20 protein-coding genes, 1 tRNA gene and 1 pseudogene are annotated in these 16031 nt (G+C 69.5%); 10 read left to right on the top strand and 12 right to left on the bottom strand.

Going from position 1 to position 16031, the window contains the following annotated elements:
* Nucleotides 1-110: 110 nt before the first annotated feature.
* Entirely contained in the window at nucleotides 111-1805 is a 1695-nt protein-coding gene (locus A5655_RS07030; protein ID WP_067007306.1) for a DUF3662 and FHA domain-containing protein, read from the bottom strand.
* A 254-nt stretch (nucleotides 1806-2059) separates the two neighbouring features.
* On the opposite strand from A5655_RS07030, the gene A5655_RS07035 reads away from it, so the two are divergent.
* A tRNA-Leu gene (locus tag A5655_RS07035) sits at nucleotides 2060-2145 on the top strand.
* A 79-nt stretch (nucleotides 2146-2224) separates the two neighbouring features.
* Here A5655_RS07035 and A5655_RS07040 read toward each other — a convergent pair.
* Nucleotides 2225-2713 (bottom strand): glutathione peroxidase, encoded by a 489-nt coding sequence (locus A5655_RS07040; protein WP_067007309.1) that lies wholly within the window; start codon nucleotides 2711-2713, stop codon nucleotides 2225-2227.
* 18 nt (nucleotides 2714-2731) lie between these two features.
* Nucleotides 2732-3085 (bottom strand): VOC family protein, encoded by a 354-nt coding sequence (locus A5655_RS07045; protein WP_067007312.1) that lies wholly within the window; start codon nucleotides 3083-3085, stop codon nucleotides 2732-2734.
* Nucleotides 3086-3123: 38 nt separating this feature from the next.
* Here A5655_RS07045 and A5655_RS07050 point away from each other — a divergent pair, with 38 nt between their 5' ends.
* On the top strand, nucleotides 3124-3393 hold the full coding sequence (locus tag A5655_RS07050; protein WP_067007316.1) for a YdeI/OmpD-associated family protein: 270 nt from the start codon (nucleotides 3124-3126) through the stop codon (nucleotides 3391-3393).
* Here the strand turns inward: A5655_RS07050 and A5655_RS07055 are convergent.
* From A5655_RS07055 to A5655_RS07070, 4 genes are all read right to left on the bottom strand, one after another.
* Nucleotides 3390-3707, bottom strand: a complete 318-nt coding sequence (locus tag A5655_RS07055; RefSeq protein WP_067007319.1) for a GNAT family N-acetyltransferase — start codon at nucleotides 3705-3707, stop codon at nucleotides 3390-3392. The genes A5655_RS07050 and A5655_RS07055 overlap by 4 nt on opposite strands.
* Nucleotides 3704-4675, bottom strand: a complete 972-nt coding sequence (locus A5655_RS07060; RefSeq protein WP_067007322.1) for a pirin family protein — start codon at nucleotides 4673-4675, stop codon at nucleotides 3704-3706. The genes A5655_RS07055 and A5655_RS07060 overlap by 4 nt, the downstream gene beginning before the upstream one ends.
* 28 nt (nucleotides 4676-4703) lie before the next feature.
* Complete coding sequence (locus tag A5655_RS07065; protein WP_067007325.1) at nucleotides 4704-6086, bottom strand: acyl-CoA dehydrogenase family protein; 1383 nt, start codon at nucleotides 6084-6086, stop codon at nucleotides 4704-4706.
* A gap of 71 nt (nucleotides 6087-6157) precedes the next feature.
* Nucleotides 6158-6574, bottom strand: coding sequence for a WhiB family transcriptional regulator (locus A5655_RS07070; RefSeq protein WP_067007328.1), 417 nt, complete (start codon nucleotides 6572-6574; stop codon nucleotides 6158-6160).
* A 146-nt stretch (nucleotides 6575-6720) separates the two neighbouring features.
* On the opposite strand from A5655_RS07070, the gene A5655_RS07075 reads away from it, so the two are divergent.
* The 6 genes from A5655_RS07075 (at nucleotide 6721) to A5655_RS07100 (ending at nucleotide 10848) form a co-directional block, all read left to right on the top strand.
* Nucleotides 6721-7485, top strand: coding sequence for a helix-turn-helix domain-containing protein (locus A5655_RS07075; protein WP_067007332.1), 765 nt, complete (start codon nucleotides 6721-6723; stop codon nucleotides 7483-7485).
* The gene (locus A5655_RS07080) at nucleotides 7482-8297 is read left to right on the top strand and encodes a C40 family peptidase (RefSeq protein ID WP_067007335.1); all 816 of its coding nucleotides are present in this window, start codon (nucleotides 7482-7484) and stop codon (nucleotides 8295-8297) included. Before A5655_RS07075 ends, A5655_RS07080 begins: the two co-directional genes overlap by 4 nt.
* 18 nt (nucleotides 8298-8315) lie before the next feature.
* Nucleotides 8316-8678, top strand: a complete 363-nt coding sequence (locus A5655_RS07085; protein ID WP_067007338.1) for a DUF4226 domain-containing protein — start codon at nucleotides 8316-8318, stop codon at nucleotides 8676-8678.
* 103 nt (nucleotides 8679-8781) lie between these two features.
* The gene (locus A5655_RS07090) at nucleotides 8782-10170 is read left to right on the top strand and encodes a DUF4226 domain-containing protein (protein WP_067007341.1); all 1389 of its coding nucleotides are present in this window, start codon (nucleotides 8782-8784) and stop codon (nucleotides 10168-10170) included.
* A gap of 52 nt (nucleotides 10171-10222) precedes the next feature.
* Nucleotides 10223-10540: an ESX-1 secretion-associated protein gene (locus A5655_RS07095; protein ID WP_067007344.1), complete on the top strand. Its 318-nt coding sequence runs from the start codon at nucleotides 10223-10225 to the stop codon at nucleotides 10538-10540.
* Nucleotides 10537-10848 carry a DUF2694 family protein gene (locus A5655_RS07100; RefSeq protein ID WP_067007347.1) on the top strand — a complete coding sequence of 104 codons (312 nt, stop codon included), beginning with the start codon at nucleotides 10537-10539 and terminating at the stop codon, nucleotides 10846-10848. Before A5655_RS07095 ends, A5655_RS07100 begins: the two co-directional genes overlap by 4 nt.
* A 22-nt stretch (nucleotides 10849-10870) precedes the next feature.
* Here the strand turns inward: A5655_RS07100 and A5655_RS28210 are convergent, their stop codons facing one another.
* Nucleotides 10871-11014 carry a hypothetical protein gene (locus A5655_RS28210; protein ID WP_197508619.1) on the bottom strand — a complete coding sequence of 48 codons (144 nt, stop codon included), beginning with the start codon at nucleotides 11012-11014 and terminating at the stop codon, nucleotides 10871-10873.
* Between the two features lie 82 nt (nucleotides 11015-11096).
* Between A5655_RS28210 and A5655_RS07105 the strand changes: the two genes are divergently transcribed.
* A complete protein-coding gene (locus A5655_RS07105) occupies nucleotides 11097-12443 on the top strand; it encodes a DUF5631 domain-containing protein (protein WP_067007350.1) in 1347 nt (448 codons plus the stop codon).
* 4 nt (nucleotides 12444-12447) lie between these two features.
* On the opposite strand, the gene A5655_RS07110 is transcribed toward A5655_RS07105, so the two are convergent.
* Entirely contained in the window at nucleotides 12448-13203 is a 756-nt protein-coding gene (locus A5655_RS07110; RefSeq protein ID WP_156764751.1) for a TIGR03084 family metal-binding protein, read from the bottom strand.
* 27 nt (nucleotides 13204-13230) lie between these two features.
* Entirely contained in the window at nucleotides 13231-14523 is a 1293-nt protein-coding gene (locus A5655_RS07115) for an MFS transporter (RefSeq protein ID WP_067007356.1), read from the bottom strand.
* A 122-nt stretch (nucleotides 14524-14645) separates the two neighbouring features.
* On the opposite strand from A5655_RS07115, the gene A5655_RS07120 reads away from it, so the two are divergent.
* Nucleotides 14646-15248, top strand: coding sequence for a YqgE/AlgH family protein (locus A5655_RS07120; RefSeq protein WP_156764748.1), 603 nt, complete (start codon nucleotides 14646-14648; stop codon nucleotides 15246-15248).
* On the opposite strand, the pseudogene A5655_RS07125 reads toward A5655_RS07120, so the two are convergent.
* Both A5655_RS07125 and A5655_RS07130 read right to left on the bottom strand, forming a co-directional pair.
* Nucleotides 15245-15529, bottom strand: a pseudogene (locus A5655_RS07125) (bile acid:sodium symporter); the annotation flags it as partial. The gene A5655_RS07120 and the pseudogene A5655_RS07125 sit on opposite strands and share 4 nt — an antisense overlap.
* Before the next feature lie 141 nt (nucleotides 15530-15670).
* A complete protein-coding gene (locus A5655_RS07130) occupies nucleotides 15671-16012 on the bottom strand; it encodes a hypothetical protein (protein WP_067007362.1) in 342 nt (113 codons plus the stop codon).
* Nucleotides 16013-16031 lie beyond the last annotated feature (19 nt).

A 16031-nucleotide genomic window follows, 5' to 3' on the forward strand; every position in this document is an offset into this window, starting at 1 on the left:
TGGCGCCGCACCCCTCGTCGCACCCGTGACACCGAGCACATCAGCAACGTCACGATACTTGGACGGTGGTCGCCGCGGGGCGAAGCACGGCAGCTTTGAGCCCGGTGCGTCTAGTGGATCCGAACGATGATCTCCGAGTGGCCCAGACGGATGACGTCGCCGTCGGCCAACTGCCACTCCTGTACCGGTGCGTTGTTGACGGTGGTGCCGTTCGTCGAGTTGAGGTCGGACAGGAGCGCGACCTGCCCGTCCCAGCGGATCTCCAGGTGACGCCGTGACACCCCGGTGTCCGGCAACCGGAACTGGGCGTCCTGGCCGCGGCCGATGATGTTGGAGCCCTCGCGCAGCTGGTAGGTCCGGCCACTGCCGTCGTCGAGCTGCAGGGTCACCGCCGCTCCGGCCGCCCCGTAGCCGCCCTGGCCGTAACCGCCGTAGCCCGCGCCGGCGGGCTGGCCGTAGTCCGCCGCACCGTAGTCGGCCGGCTGGCCGTACTCCGCGGCCTGGCCGTACTCGTAGTCGCGGTGTTGCGTCTCGGGGTAGCCGCCGCCCTGCGGTGCATAGCCACCGCCCGGAACGCTTTCGGCGTACTGGGTGTAGTCGCCCGCGCCATACTCCTGCTGGCCGTAGCCCCCACCCTGCTGGTAGCCCTGCTCGTAGCCGCCGCCCTGCTCGGGGTAGGCCGGCCGCGGCTGCTCGGGCGCGGCCTGCGGCGCGTAGCCGCCCTCCTCCGGGCGAGCCGGGCCGCGACCGTATTCGGCGTATCCGCCGCCGTAGCCCTGCTGGCCGGCGCCGGGCTGGCCGCCGCCGGGTGGACCGTAGCCGCCGCCCTGGCGGTAGCCCTGGTCGCCGTAGCCGCCGGGGGCAGGCGGACGCTGCTCATACGGCGGCGGATAGCCGCCACCCTGGCCCTGGTCGGGGTAGCCGCCGCGCTGTTCTTGGTAGCCGCCCTGGTCGGGATAGCCACCCTGCGGCGGGTAGCCGCCCGGCCCTTGGTCGGGGTAGCCGGCGCGCTGTTCGTGGTAGCCGCCCTGCTCGGGGTAGCCCCCTTGCTGGGGATAGCCCCCCTGCTCGGGGTAGCCGCCGCGCTGTTCCTGGTAGCCGCCCTGGTCCGGGTAGCCGCCCTGCGGGGGGTAGCCGCCCTGCTCCGGCGGACGAGGCGGCGGGTATCCGCCCGGCGGAGGGTAGCCGCCTTGCTCGGGCGGATAGCCGCCGCGCGGATCCGGTCCGCCCTGCGGTTCCGGGCCGCGCTGCTCGTCCTGCGGACGCCCATAGCGGTCGTCGTAGTACTCGTCGCCGGGCCGCCCCTGCCCCTGACCACCGCGGTAGCTCGAATTGTCAGTCATTGCTACTCCTCGTTCTGCGCCGAACGCGTGATTTGATTGTGGCCGGGGCGGATGGTTGACGGTCGGGCGGGGCTCGACATCAGGATTGACAGCACCGCGGGTGCGGTACTGACCGGTATGCAGGCTCGACGACTGCTCGAACCGGACGACCACATCACCATACGTTTGCCACCCCTGTTCATAGATATAGTCGGCCAAGTACCTCGCGAAAGCGCTCGACGTGGGATTCCTGTCGGCGCCGACCTTCGCAAAGTCGTGCATACCGAGGGTAATGATGTATTCGTTGGGGGCCAAAAGACGATCGCCCGGAAGCGCGCGGACACCGTCCTCGGCTTCCCGGCGCAGTAAGGCTTCAACCTCTTGCGGGACGATCGATCCGCCGAACACCCGGGCGAACGCGTTGTCCACGGTCGCCTCGAGCTTGCGCTCGATGCGTTGCACGAGCCCCCGTTGGCTACCCATGTTTCAGCGCTCGCCCGCTGCTGTTGTGGTGTGTCGCGGGCGCGAGGCAAACGAACCGCCCGCGTGTTGTCTCACCCCCGCATGGTATCGGGACACCGGGAGGCCGCGGCACCGTGAGAACTCTGAGAATCGCATCCGTGCAGCTCAGGGCCGTGCGGCGCTGCCCTCGGCGGCCGCGAACGGCGGCGCAGGACCGCGGAGGCGATTGGGGCGCACGGCTATTACAGTGGTATGGTCCATCGGTTGATTTGCCCGGGCGAGTGGCGGAATGGCAGACGCGCTGGCTTCAGGTGCCAGTGTCCTTCGGGACGTGGGGGTTCAAGTCCCCCTTCGCCCACCAACTGCGGTTCGATGAATTGCAGGCGGCAAGGTCACGAACTCGCAAGTGGGCGTGACCTTTTCGTTTGGGTCTGGGCCGCCTAGCGCGACAGCACGGCCTCGATGGCGCCGACGACCTCGGGCGCATCCGGTGCGGTGCGGGGACGAAACCGATTGACCACCTGACCGTCGGGGCCGACCAGAAACTTCTCGAAGTTCCATTGGATGTCGCCCGCCGAGCCGTCGGCATCGGCGGCCTTGGTCAGCTCGGCGTACAGCGGGTGGCGGTCCTCGCCGTTGACGTCGGTCTTCGCGAGCAGCGGGAACGTCACCCCGTACGTCGTCGAGCAGAACTCCTGGATCTCCTCGGCGCTGCCCGGCTCCTGGCCCATGAACTGGTTGCACGGAACACCGACAACGGTCAGGCCGCGGTCGCGGTAGTCCCGGGCCAGCTGCTCCAATGCGGTGTACTGCGGGGTCAGTCCGCACTTGGAGGCCACGTTGACGATTAGCGTTGCGCCACCGGACAATTCGGCCAGCGTGGTGGGCTTGCCGTCGAGCGTCGTCAGGGCGATTTCGTTGAGGGTCACGCCGACGACGCTAACACCTCAGCGGGCCAGCGGGCTGTAGAAGACCAGGCCGTTGCCCTTGTTGTCGTAGACCACGGCGCGGCGCTCGTGCGCGTCGTCGTACGGGCCCTTCACAATGCCGCCGCCGCTGGCCTCGACGGCCTTGGCCGCGGCGTCGACGTCGGCGGTCTTGATGCCGACGACCACCTGTCCGGGGATGGGATGGTCCACCGCGGTCGCCAGCGCCAAGGTGACCGCCCCGCCGTCGAGGGCGGCGAAGTGGGCCCCGTCGCGGAACTTCAGCGGCATCCCCAGGGTCTCGCTGTAGAACCGAATCGATTCGTCAAGGTCGTCGGTCGACAAGACGATCATCCGCACTTCGTGACCGCTCAACGCTGCCTCCTGTGGCCGGGTCGCCTTACCCTAGCCCCGTGAGCAGCAACCGAGTACCGGGCGGCGTGGTGCACACGCTGCCGGCAGACCTGCGTGCGGCGCTGAGCGCCAACGCGACCGCGCTGGCGGCCTGGAAGGACATCACCCCGTTGGCGCGCAACGAGTTCATCTGCTGGGTCGAGGACGCCAAACAGGAGGCGACCCGCCAGCGCCGCATTCGCCGAACCCAGGAGGAACTGGAGGAAGGCATGCGCCGGCCGTGCTGCTGGCCCGGCTGCAAGCACCGGGAGCGGACCGGCCGCGCCTAGCCCCGCACGTCGGGCGTGACGGGATCGGTGATGTCGTCGTATTCGGGGTGCTTCTTGAGCACGGTGACGACCATGGAACACACCGGGACGATGCGCTTGCCGTCGGCCCGGGCCGCTTGCAGCGCCTCCTCGACGAGGATGGTCGCGAGACCGCGCCCGCCGTAGGCGGGGTCGATCTCGGTGTGGTGGAAGACGCGCTGGTCGCCGTGATCGACGAAGTCCGCGAGGCCGACGGTCTTGCCGTCGACGGCAATGGTGTACCGGCCCTCCTCGGCGGTGACGGTGGTCGGTGCGCCGGTCTTGTCGGCGGTCATGTGCACTCCTTTCCTTGGGGTATCGCTCGGGGCCGCAACCGAGCGCTCGGCAGCGGCGGGGCCGGCAGTCGGGCGACCGGACCCCGGTAGCCGGTGACGGCGCCGAAGCGGTCGTCGGCGTCCTGCCAGAGCCGGCGGTAGCCGACGATGTCGTCGTGACTGCGCCCGACAAAGTTCCACCACATCACGAGCTCTTCGGTGAACGGCGTCCCGCCCAGCAGCAACACCCGCGCCGGGCGGTCGCCGAGGTTGGACAACGGCAACGACGTATTGCCCGCGCCTTGGTATCCGAGGTCGGCGACCGCCAGGGTGGCGTCGCCCATCGCGACGGGCCCGAGATCGCACAGCACGCCGTGTTCGAACGCCGGGTCGACGTCGACGTCCAGTTCCGCGTTCGGCTGCAGATCGATCTGTGCGCCGACGAGCGGGGTGAACGTGTGCACCGGCGACCGGCCACCGGCCAGCTCCCCGAGAAAGACGCGCGCCACCGCCCCGGGCAGCGCCACGGGCATGGGCGCATAGTGCGCGAAATCGCGGCCGGTGTCGCGGGCGGATCCCGGAAGCGCCACCCACAACTGAACCCCGTGCAAGACGGCGTCCGGCTCCATCGACACCTCGGAATGACAAATGCCCGCGCCCGCCGTCATCAGGTTCAGCTCGCCGGGCCGGACCACGGCGTGCACGCCGGCGCTGTCGCGATGCTCCACTCCCCCGGCGAACAACCAACTGACCGTTTGCAATCCGGTGTGCGGATGCGGCGGGACGTCCATGCGTGCGCGGACCGGGCCGTAGTGGTCGATGAAACACCACGCGCCGATCAGCGAGCGTCGTCGTTGCGGCAGCGTGCGCTGCACCGGGAGCCCTCTCGGCCCGCCCAGCGGAACCTCGCGCGGATGCAGCAATTCGGTGCCGAGCACCCGAGAGGCGCCGCAGGCGACTTCGGCCGGCGCGGTCTCCAGGTTGCTCACCGATTCGACGCTACGCGCATTCGGGGCCTCACCGGCGCGGCGGACGCAGCAGCTTCATGGCCAGCCGCATGACGGGTTCGGGGACGCGATCCTGCATCGACAGCGCGGTGTCGGCGGCGCGGGACCGCAGCGGGGTGCCGCGACCGAAGATCCGGTTCAGCGGCCCCCCGGTCGGCTCGATCACCACATGCAGCGGCGGGGTGCCCACGGCGGCGCCGAGCGCGTTGGAGATGACCATCCGCTGAATCTCGCTGGTGCCCTCAAAGATGGTGTACAGCTTGGCATCCCGATACCACTTCTCCACCGGGTGGTCGGTGATGTAGCCCCAGCCTCCCATCGTCTGGATCGCGCGTTCGGTGGCCTTGACGGCGACCTCGCTGGCGGCGAGCTTCGACATCGAGCCCTCCCCCCGCTCGAAGGGCACCCCGTTGACCGCCATCCAGGAGGCGCGCCAGGTCAGCAGCCGGGCGGCGTCGATCTGGGTGGCCAGGTCCGCCAGCGGAAAGGCGATGCCCTGGTTGTCGATGATCGGTCCGCCGAACGCCTCGCGCTCGGTGGCGTATGCGGTCGCGTACTCCAATGCGGCGCGGGCGATCCCGATCGCTTGGGCGGCCACCATCGGGCGGGTCTGCTCGAAGGTGCCCAACGTCGCGGAGCCGGACTGTTTTCCGCCGGCCACGACCTCGCGGGCCTTGGCCAGCTTGTGTTCCAGCTTCTCTTCTCCCCCAAGCAGATTGGCCGCCGGGACGCGCACCCCTTCGAAAAGCAACTCGGCAGTGTGGGACGCCCGGCAGCCCAGCTTGTCGAGCTTTCGCAGCAACTTCAGCCCCGGCGTTCCGCCCGGCACGACGAACAACGCCTGCCCGCGATGCCCGAGTTCCTCGTCGACCACGGCGTTCACCACGTGCACGTTCGCGATGCCGCCGTTGCCGATCCACATCTTGTGGCCGTCGATGATCCAGTCGTCACCGTCGCGGCGCGCCCGGGTGCGCAGGTTCCGGACGTCGCTGCCGCCCTCGGGTTCGGAGATCGCCAGGGCGGCCAGCTTGATGTCGCCCGGTGTTCCGAAACATTCGGGCGCCCACTCGAGCATCTGTTCGGGGGACGCGGCCTGGCCGATCGCGGACAGGGCCAGCGCCGGCATGACGATCGCCAAACCGATTCCGGCACAGCCCCAAAAGAGCTCCTCCATGAACATCGGCAGCGAGATGCCGGTCGGGTCACCGATCAGGTCGCGGTAGAACAGCGGGCTGTAGAAACCGCGCTGGGCCGCTTCCTCCAACACCGGCCAGGGAAACTCCTGGCGCTGGTCGTAGTGCAGCGCCACCGGGCGGATGACTTCTTCGGCGAACTCGTGGGTGCGCCGGGCCAGATCGTGTTGTGCGGCCGTCGGTGTCAGGTCGAATGTCATGGATCCGCCTTCGGGTCGACAGACTCGGTCGTGCCAAGCCCGACTACCCCGTCGGCGGGATCAGCAAACTGTCACGCGGCCGAGCGGGGCCCCACTTGCGCCATCGGCAGGTGCAGCACCACCGCCGCGGCCGGCATCGCCTCGTGCTCGTGACGCGCCAACAGAGCCGCGTTCTCGGGCAGCTGCCGCGAGTTGATTTCGCCGGCGGCGATCCGGCGCAGGACGTCGTGCGCCCGGGCGAGCTGTTCGCGCTTCCGGTACTGGCCGCCGGGCAGTTTGACGCCGGCCCAGACGCCGTACTCCTCGCGGTGCGCGATGGCGTGCTGGGCGCAGCGGCGTTGCTGGGCGAGCGGGCAGCGGCGCAGGCACTGGATCCGCGCCTCGGTGGCGGACCGCTCGTAGGCGCGCGCCTTCGCCGCGCCGTCACCGCCGTCGTCGTCGGGGTAGCCGAACCACAGTTCCGGGTTGGCTGCGCAGGGGTGTCCCATGGCCGGTCTCCTTGGGTCGGTAGCGAAACGTAGGTAAAAGCGTATACACGTTTCGGCCGCCGACGCAAGAGAAACGTGACAAAAACGTATATGCGCTGGACGGGCGACCGCCGTGTGTAATATCCGGCCTATGGCCGGAGCCTGCGGTGAGCCGTGAATCGGCCGGTGCCGCGATCCGCGCGCTGCGCGAGTCACGCGACTGGTCGCTGGCAGAACTCGCCGCCGCTACCGGTGTCAGCATCATGGGCCTCAGTTTTCTGGAGCGCGGCGCCCGTAAGCCGCACAAAAGCACAGTTCAGAAGGTAGAAAACGGGCTTGGCCTGCCGCCGGGCACCTACTCCCGGCTGCTGGTAGCCGCCGATCCGGACGCCGAGTTGGCGCGGCTGATGGCCGCACAGCCGGTCGACGCGAGGCCCGCGACGCCGGCCGGCGCGGTGGTCGTCGACCGCCACAGCGACACCGAAGTGCTGGAAGGCTACGCCGAAGCCCAGCTCGACGCCCTCAAATCCGTCATCGAACGACTGCCGGCGACGACATCAAACGAATATGAGACGTATATTCTGTCTGTGATCGCTCAATGCGTGAAGGCCGAGATGCTGGCCGCCAGCTCGTGGCGCGTCGCCGTCAACGCCGGCGCCGATTCCACGGGGCGGCTCATGGAGCATCTGCAGGCACTCGAGGCGACGCGCACCGCGCTGCTGAAGCGGATGCCCGCCAGCTTGAGCGCGCGGTTCGACCGCGCATGCCTGGAGTCGTCGCTGCCCGAGGCCGTCATCGCCGCCCTGGTCGGTGTCGGCACCGACGAAATGTGGGACATCCGCAACCGGGGCGTGATCCCCCCCGGGGCCCTCCCCCGGGTTCGGGCCTTCGTCGAGGCGGTCGAGGCGACGGGCCGCGAGGAGGCACCATGAACGAACACGAAATCGCCGTGTTGAGCCGCGCGCACGGCCTGTTCGCCGGCGATACCCGGCAACCGACCCTGGATGCCCGTACCGAGCATTACCGCGAAACGTCGACGCGCGCCGCCGACCTGAATCACGCTGTGGCGCAAGGCGGTTACCAACTGGCCGCGGACCGCGGCCGCCAGCGGCTGCTAGCGGCGGCCCGCACGGACACCGCCGCCGCCGGCATCATCGCCGCCGCACACCGGGATCGGGCCCGGGCCGGCGCGTTGACCAAATCCGTCGTCGACGAGGCCCGCGCCGACGCCCCAGCGACCGCGATGACGCCGATGGCCCAACGCGAGGCGATGCGCCGCAGCGTCGCCCGGCTGCGCGCACAGCGCGCCCACGTCTTGTCGGCCCGCACCAACGCGCGACGGCACTCCGCGGCGCTGCGCGCGCTGCGGTACCGATTGACCCACCATCGCGCGCCCGGCACGCCGAACGGCCGCGCCGCGCTCGCGGTGCGTGCCGCGTTGTCGCGGCTGGGGCGCCCGTATGTCTGGGGTGCTACGGGGCCCAACCAATTCGACTGTTCCGGGTTGGTGCAGTGGTCCTACGCCCGGGCGGGCGTGCACTTGGGCCGCACCACCTATCAGCAGATCAACGACGGGATTCCCGTTCCCCGTTCGCAGGTCCGCCCGGGAGATCTCGTTTTCCCGCACGCCGGACACGTCCAGATGGCCATTGGCAACGGTCTCGTCGTCGAAGCGCCCTACTCGGGCGCCTCGGTGCGAATCAGTCCACTGGGCAGCAACATCGCAATTCGCCGCCCGCTATGACACGAAAAGGTTGAGTCGATGTCGGAACCAGCCGGACCTTCGGTGAGCGCCATCCGGGCACGGCAGTCGGCGCTGGCCGGCCAGCACGGCACGGCCGCCGACGCGGACCGCGTGCTGGCGGAAGTCCTTGCCAACGCGCACACCGCGACCCGCGAAAGCATCAGGCGACTCGATGCCATCGCCGACGAGATCGACCGCGCCGCCACCGGCCGCTCGTACCTTGCCGTCGATACCCCGATGGGCGCGCGCGAATTCCGCCGGTTCCTGGCGGACAAACAGCGCGAGATCGCAACGGTCGTTGCCGATGCGCGCGAACTCGGCCGCGCGAAAAGGGCTGTGCTGGATGGCTTGCGCGCTCAGTACGTCTTCCCGGCGGGCTAGCCCGCACGCGCGTCTATCTGTTCGTGCACAGGCGCGCCGGGGTGAGTTGTCGACGGGAATATGCCTGGGTACTGTCGCCCGGCATGGAGGGGCCGCGACACCGATGTCGACGTATGACGAGCTGATCAACACGCTCAAATCCGTTCGGGACCGCACCGGCGATCCGAACGCGTGGCAGGCGGGCTTGGCGCCGAGTGAGGTGACGGCGGTCATCACCCCCACCACCCGGCCCGAACAGCTCGAGGCGATCGTGCGCAAGATCCGCCAACAACATTCGGACATCTTCGGCGCCGGGCCCGAATCCGACCGCGAACAGGGTGAGGCCGCCGAAGCCATGGCGGGCGCCGAAGCTGCCCTGGCACACCAGAATTCGACGAGCTCCCAGCTCGACATGCAGGTGATCACGGCGATCCTGAACGCCCACCTGAAGTCCGTCGAGGGCAGAGAGGCCTTGTCGAAGCTGCAGCGAGAGACCGAAGCCGCCGTCCTTTCCCGGTCGGATCTCGATACTCCGGCGGGCGCGCGGGATTTCCAGCGATTCCTCCTCGGGAAGCTCAAGGACATCCGGGCGGTCGTCCTGAACGCGAGTCTCGACGACACGTCGAAATCGGCGCTGATGGCCGCGTGGACTTCGCTCTACGACGCCTCCAAGAACGGCGCCGACGATCGGCCGCCCGCGGCCGCCGTCCCGGTCGCCGTGCCAGCCGACGGCACAACCCAACAGCCGGTCGACGACCCCGAGGCCGGATGGGACCCGCTGGTTGATTCGGTGTTGGGCGACGACCCCGGCCCACCCGCGGGGGACCCACCGGTGCCGGCCCCGTCCGGGGGCAGCGCGGCTCCGCCGGCGCCGGCGGCCCCGGTGCTGCCGCCCATTCCGAGCCTCGGCGCGGGAGCGCTGCCGGGCCTCGGTGGGTTGGGCGGCCTACCGTTGCCCGGCCTGGACGAGTCCGGCCGAACCGACCCCTCGCTGCGGGGTATCGGCGACGAGCGCTTGGTCGGGTCGCACGATCCGGAACCGGACGGCCACGGCGGCGACGAGGACGCGACCCACGAAGAGGACGCCTCGGCCGACCACCCCGACCCACCGCCGGCGGGGCCGACGACGGTGACGCTGCCGGACGGTGATACCGTGACGGCCGCCAGCCCGCAGCTGGCGGCGGCGATCAAAGCCGCCGTCGGCGGGGCGGCCATCGCAGATGCCTTCCACCAGCAGGGAATTACCATCCCGCCACCCGGATCGGCGGTCACCGAGCCCGTCGACCCGCTGCAAGCGATACCCGGCGATATCGGCATCCTCACCGATCGTCACGCGCTTGCGCTGGGTCACGAAAAGGCGCTTCTCGATGGGCAGATTCAGCGCATCGCCTCCGTGAGCGGGCCGAGCTTTCTAGGCTGGGAGCATCCACCGGCGGCGACCGCGCCCGCTGCCCCGCCGGCCGAGCCGCACACACCGACACCCACCGGGCCGGCGGCCACGTCGACCACATGAGAATAGTGATCACGCCGGGATCACCCGGCGGCGCAGGAATAGGAGACAGCAGATGGCCGAGCCAATCCGTGTGGTGCCCGCGCACTTACGTGAAGCCGCTGCGCACCACCAGGAGACCTCCGACTACTTGCGCACCGTTCCGTCGTCGCACGCCGCGATCCAGGAGAGCCTGGACTCACTCGGGCCCATCTTCGGTGAACTTCGCGACGCCGGACGCGATCTGCTCGAGCTCCGACGACAGTGCTACGAGCAGCAAGCCGACGACCACGCAGACATGGCCGAAAAATTGGTCATCTCGGCGACCGCGTGGGAACAGCACGAGCAAGACGCGGCACGAGATTTCGGCGGCCTCATCGACGGCGGTCGATGACGGACGCCAATCCAGCCTTCGACACCGTCCACCCGAGCGGGCACATCCTGGTCCGTTCCTGTCGCGGCGGGTATATGCACAGCGTCGCGCTGAGTGAAGAGGCCATGGAAACCGATGCCGAAACGCTGGCGCAGGGCATTCTGTTGACCGCCGACGTGTCCTGCCTGAAGGCGTTACTCGAGGTCCGCAACGAGATCCTTGCCGCAGGCCATACGCCGTCGATGGAGGTTCCGACCCCGCACGATCTCGACGCGGCCATCGAGAAGCTGCTGGCGCACAAACTGCGCCGCCGCGACGGCGCGCGCTAAGCGGCTCGAGCCGATCGACGGCCTAAATCAGCCACGTCTTCGCGGCATCGGGATCGGGTGCGATGTCGGTCGGCGGCTCTATCGGGTTGGGGCCGAACAACTCTCGGGCGCGGGCCAGGAGGGCACGCACCTCGTCGAGTTGCTGCTGCAGCGCAGAATCAGCCATGTCCCCACGCTACCTAGGCCATCGCAGCTGCACAATTCACTTGCTGAATGGACGCACCCCTGGATCCCGGTAGGCTTAGCCAGTGGCGATCTTCGGTCGGATGACGGCGCGCCAGCGCCTCCGGAGAGCTACCCGGGAATCGTTGACGATTCCCGCCTTCAGCTCTCCTGTGGATTGCACCCCCTGGGTGACAGGCGGGCTTTGGCCTGCCGAGCTTTCCACGGTGACCGACGAAACCGCCACTCTCGCAGAGTATCTGAAGGACGACCTGCAGCGGATCACCCGAAGCGCCAACGACGAGTTGCGGACCATAAAGCTGGCGGGAATGCCCGATTTCACCCGTCAGGCCGAGGAAGCCAGAGTCATCGACGCAGCGCGGGCGCGCGCCGCGCGACGAGTCGAGTCGACGATTCGGCAATTGCATGCGGTGCGGGCGGCGCCCGTCGAACGCGAACGCCCGCCGGATGCCGAGAGCCCCTACGGCGCCGATCTGGAGAAGACGCAGATCATCCCCGTCGTCGCGGACGTGGAGGCCCCGGACGTGGCGGCCCCGGAAGTGGACGCCGAGGTGGCCGCCGATCTGGACGATCTGGAGAAGACGCAGATCATCCCGGTCGTCGCGGACGTGGAGGCCCCGGGCGTGGCGGCCCCGGCAGCGGGCGCCGAGGTGGCCGCCGAAGACGACGAACCCGAAACCGCCGAGGGGCGGCATCGAGCCTTCGCCGATGACGACGCCGACGCAGCCCCCGCGCCACCGCCCGAACCCACCGAGCCCCGGGAAGTTCCGGCGGCGCCGGTCACGGCGGCCGCACGCGAATCCGACGACGAGCGGTTGCGTCGGCTGCTCGCGTTCGTCGTCCATCAAGAGCCGCGCCTGAATTGGGCGATCGGTGATCGTCCCGACGGCACCACCGTGTTGGTCACCGATTTTGCCCACGGCTGGATACCGCCGGACATCGCGATTCCGGAGGGCGTGCGGCTGCTGGAACCGGAGCGACGCACCGGCAAGGTTGCCGCCCTGCTGGGCGAAACCCGGCAGGCCGTCACCTACGCCCCCGGGGATTCGTTGGGTCGGCTGGATGACTTCGCCGAGACCACGGCATCGGTGCAGCCGCGCGAGCTGCCCACGGTCGACGATCTCGGATGGGAGCTGAGCCAGGCCACGCATTGGCGGGACGGTCTGCCGCGAATGGTGCACACGGTGGCCAGGGCCGCCGCCGCCGGAACCGGGGTCGTGGAGGAAGAGATCGACTTGCTGCGAGTGCATCTCGACACCGCGCGTTATCAGCTGTTGATTCAGTACCCGGACGTCGATCCCGCGCTCTTCCTCAACTGCTTGTTGCTGGCCGCCACCGAGGCCGCCGTGACCGGAGACCCGGTGGCGGCGAACTATCACGTCGCGTGGTTTCAGAAACTCAGCGCGCCGTAACGGCTCACCGGCCCGGGCCGGGAGGGCCGGCGAAGGCCTGCGCGATCCCCAGCCACCGCTGCGCGTCGGGGCCGTGCGCCGTGATGTCGAGAGCCGCCAACGCCCGTCGCTGGGTCACCAGGAAGCAGAAGTCCTCGGCGGAGCCCGTGACCCGCTGGGCGGCGTCGGGCGGACCCCAGGACCAGGTGTCGCCGGCGGGACCGCGCAGCTCGACGAGGAACGGTTCCGTGGGCGGCGCCAGGTTGTTGATGGCAAACGCGTAATCGCGGGTGCGCACCCCGATGTGTGCGATCGACCGCAGGCGCCCGGTGGCGGTCCGTTTGACGCCCAGCGCGTCGGCCACGTCGAGTCCGTGCGCCCACGTCTCCATCAACCGGGCCGTCGCCATCGACGCCGCGCTCATCGGTGGCCCGAACCACGGCAGCTTGCGACCGTCGGGCACCGTCAGCAGGGTGTCGTGCAGCCGTGCGCGGGTCGCCCGCCACTCGGTGAGCAGCTCGGCCGGTGCCACGGCGGCGACTTCCTCGGCCCCCGCGTCGACGAACCCGGTGGGATCGGCCGAAGCGGCCTCGAGTACGGCGGCGAAGCCCGCCTCGTCGGTGGCCGCGGTGAGTGCGACCCGGTCGGTCCACAGCAGGTGCCCGATCTGGTGGGCGATGGTCCAGCCCGGCGCGGGCGTCGGATCCGTCCAGCGGTCCGCCGCCAGGGGCGCCACCAACGCGTCGAGGTCGTCGCTCTCGGCACGCAGGTCGGCCACCATCGGCTCGGCAGCGGTCACGTACGTACCTTAGCGATTGTCCGCCGGCTGGCCGCGACGGCCGATGACGGCGTGCATGGCGAGCCCGATCAGGTAGAGCACCGAGCCGAAGAGCACGAACCCCGGCGCGCGCCCGTCGTCGGGAATCAGCGTCGCGGACACCGTGATCGAGACGATGAACGCCACCCAGAACAGCGCGTCCTGCACCGCGAACACGTGTCCGCGCAGCGCGTCGTCGACGTCCATCTGCATCGCGGAATCGGCGCAGAGCTTGACCATCTGACCGGCCAGGCCGAGGAAAAATCCACACGCCACCATCACCGGAAGCCGCAGCCCCGCGCCCGGGATCTGGATCAGCGCCGCCGCCACCAGCGCGCCGTTTGCCGTCGCGTAGCGGCCCCAGCGGCGCACCACCGACGGCGTCAACACGTTGGCCAGGAACGCCCCCAGGCCCGCCGCGGCGAAGAACAGCAACGCGACGCCCAGGCCCCCGGTCGCCGGACGAGGACCGGGCAAATGGTGGACCAGCACCAGCATCACCAGCGAATTGATGCCCACCACCATGCGATGGGCGGCCAGGCCGGACAGGGTCGCCGCGACCGTGGGGCGCTGCACGACCGTCCGCGCGCCGTGCAGCCAGCCGGTGATCACCGCATAGACGGCCGATCCGTGGATCGCGCGTTCGGTGTCGTCGGGACCCAGGACCCGGGCGCCGAACCGCAACGTCAGGAGCAACGCGATCGAAACCGGGATCGCGGTGATGAAGATGATCGCCGAGGCGCCTTTGTCGCCGGCGCCGACGAAAAAGCGCGGCACCAGCATGAAGTTGGCGCCGAGGAAGGCCGCGAAAGCGCCAGACGCGGTGGCCACCGAGTTCATGGTGACCACCTGCTCCCGCGGCACCACGTGGGGCAGGGACGCCGACAGCCCGGACGCGACGAACCGGGCCAGGCCGTTGGCGACCAGCGCGCCGATCAGCAGCGGGATGTCGCCGGCGCGCAGCGCCAGGATGGTGCCGATGCAGGCGATGAGGACCAGCCGGCCCGCGGTGGCACCGACCAGCACCAGCCGCCGATCCCAGCGGTCCATCAGCGCGCCGGCAAACGGCCCCAGCAGGGAGTAGGGCAAGAACAGCACCGTGAACGCGCGCGCGATGGCCATCGGGTCGGCGGCACGATCCGGGTTGAATAGCAGCGCCCCCGCCAGCCCAGCCTGGAACAGACCATCGCCGAACTGACTCGCCACGCGCACCTGGAGCAGCCGCCAGAAGTTCGGCAAACCGCGCACCGACCGCCATAGGTCGGCGGGTGCGCGTGACTGCATCCGGGATTGAATCACAGAACCGACTTCCGCGGTTGGGGTTGGGCGCCATGCCAACAGTACAAATATGTATCGGCCGCGCTCGATTGCACCGGCCGGCGTTACGAAGGTGCGATGATGGTCTGATGCCGCCCGAAGATCCGGAGGACTACATAGCACCCGCAGCGCAGCGGGTGCGCGCAGGCACGTTGCTGCTTGCCAACACCGATCTTCTCGAGCCGACTTTTCGGCGCAGCGTCATCTACATCGTCGAGCACAACGACGGCGGCACACTGGGTGTCGTGCTCAACCGCTCCAGCGAGACCGCGGTGTACAACGTGCTGCCGCAGTGGGCCAAGCTGTCGGCAAAACCCAAGACCATGTTCATCGGTGGGCCGGTCAAGCGTGACGCGGCCCTTTGTCTGGCGGCGCTGCGGATCGGCGCCGACCCGCAGGGCGTGCCGGGCCTGCGGCATGTGGACGGACGGATCGTGATGGTCGATTTGGACGCCGAGCCGGAGCTGATCGCCCCGCTGCTCGAGGGGGTGCGGATCTTCGCCGGATACTCCGGCTGGACCATCGGTCAGCTGGAGGGCGAGATCGAGCGTGACGACTGGATTGTGTTGTCCGCGTTGCCATCTGACGTTCTGGCGGGGCCGAGGGCCGATCTGTGGGGTCAGGTGCTGCGCCGGCAACCGCTGCCGCTGTCGCTGCTCGCCACCCACCCGATCGACGTCAGCAGAAACTAGGGCCCCTCCCCCGCCGGAGCCGCCGCTTCGGCGTCCCGCGCGAGCCTGCTGGCGATCACCGCGCAGACCACCAGCTGGATCTGGTGAAAGATCATCAACGGCGACATCGTCAATCCGACTGTGGCGGCGGGGAAAAGCACCAGCGCCATCGGAAGCCCGGACGCCAGGCTCTTTTTCGAACCACAGAACAGCAGGACGATCGCGTCGCCGCGGTCGAGCCGTGCCAGCCGGCCCGTCGCCGTGGTGACGCCGAGCACCACCGCCAGCAGCACGGCGGTGACGACGGCGGACACGGCGTCGGCGGCCTCGCCGTGCGCGGGGACGAGCGCGGCCAACGCAACGGTCGCCGCCAGCGCCAGCAGGAACGAATCGATCGGCAGCGCCGACAGCCGTTTCAACACGGCGGCGCGGCGATAAGGGTGTCAGTGGCAGGACTGCGTGCAGACGGCGCAGCTGCCGGCGCAGCCGGGGGCCGCGGCTTCGCTGCGGAGCGCGAAGCGCGCGCTCTGCCACGACCCGGTGGCGAGCGTCCCCAGGGCACCGGCGACGCAGATGATCAAGACCACCAAGGCGGTGTCGGGAGCTGTGGCCAGGGCCACCACGCCGACCGCGGCGAACATCACGGCGGCCGCCAACTGCGGCGGAGCCATGGCGCGCAACGCCAGCTGAGTGCCGTTGGCGGTCTGGTTGTGGGAGAGCGACCAGGTCCCGAACCCCGCAGAGGCCACCGCCGCACACAAGCACACCACGCCCGCGATCAACATGGCCTCACAATACGAGCCG

It is taken from the genome of Mycobacterium sp. 1081908.1 (assembly GCF_001673535.1).
Classification (GTDB): domain Bacteria; phylum Actinomycetota; class Actinomycetes; order Mycobacteriales; family Mycobacteriaceae; genus Mycobacterium.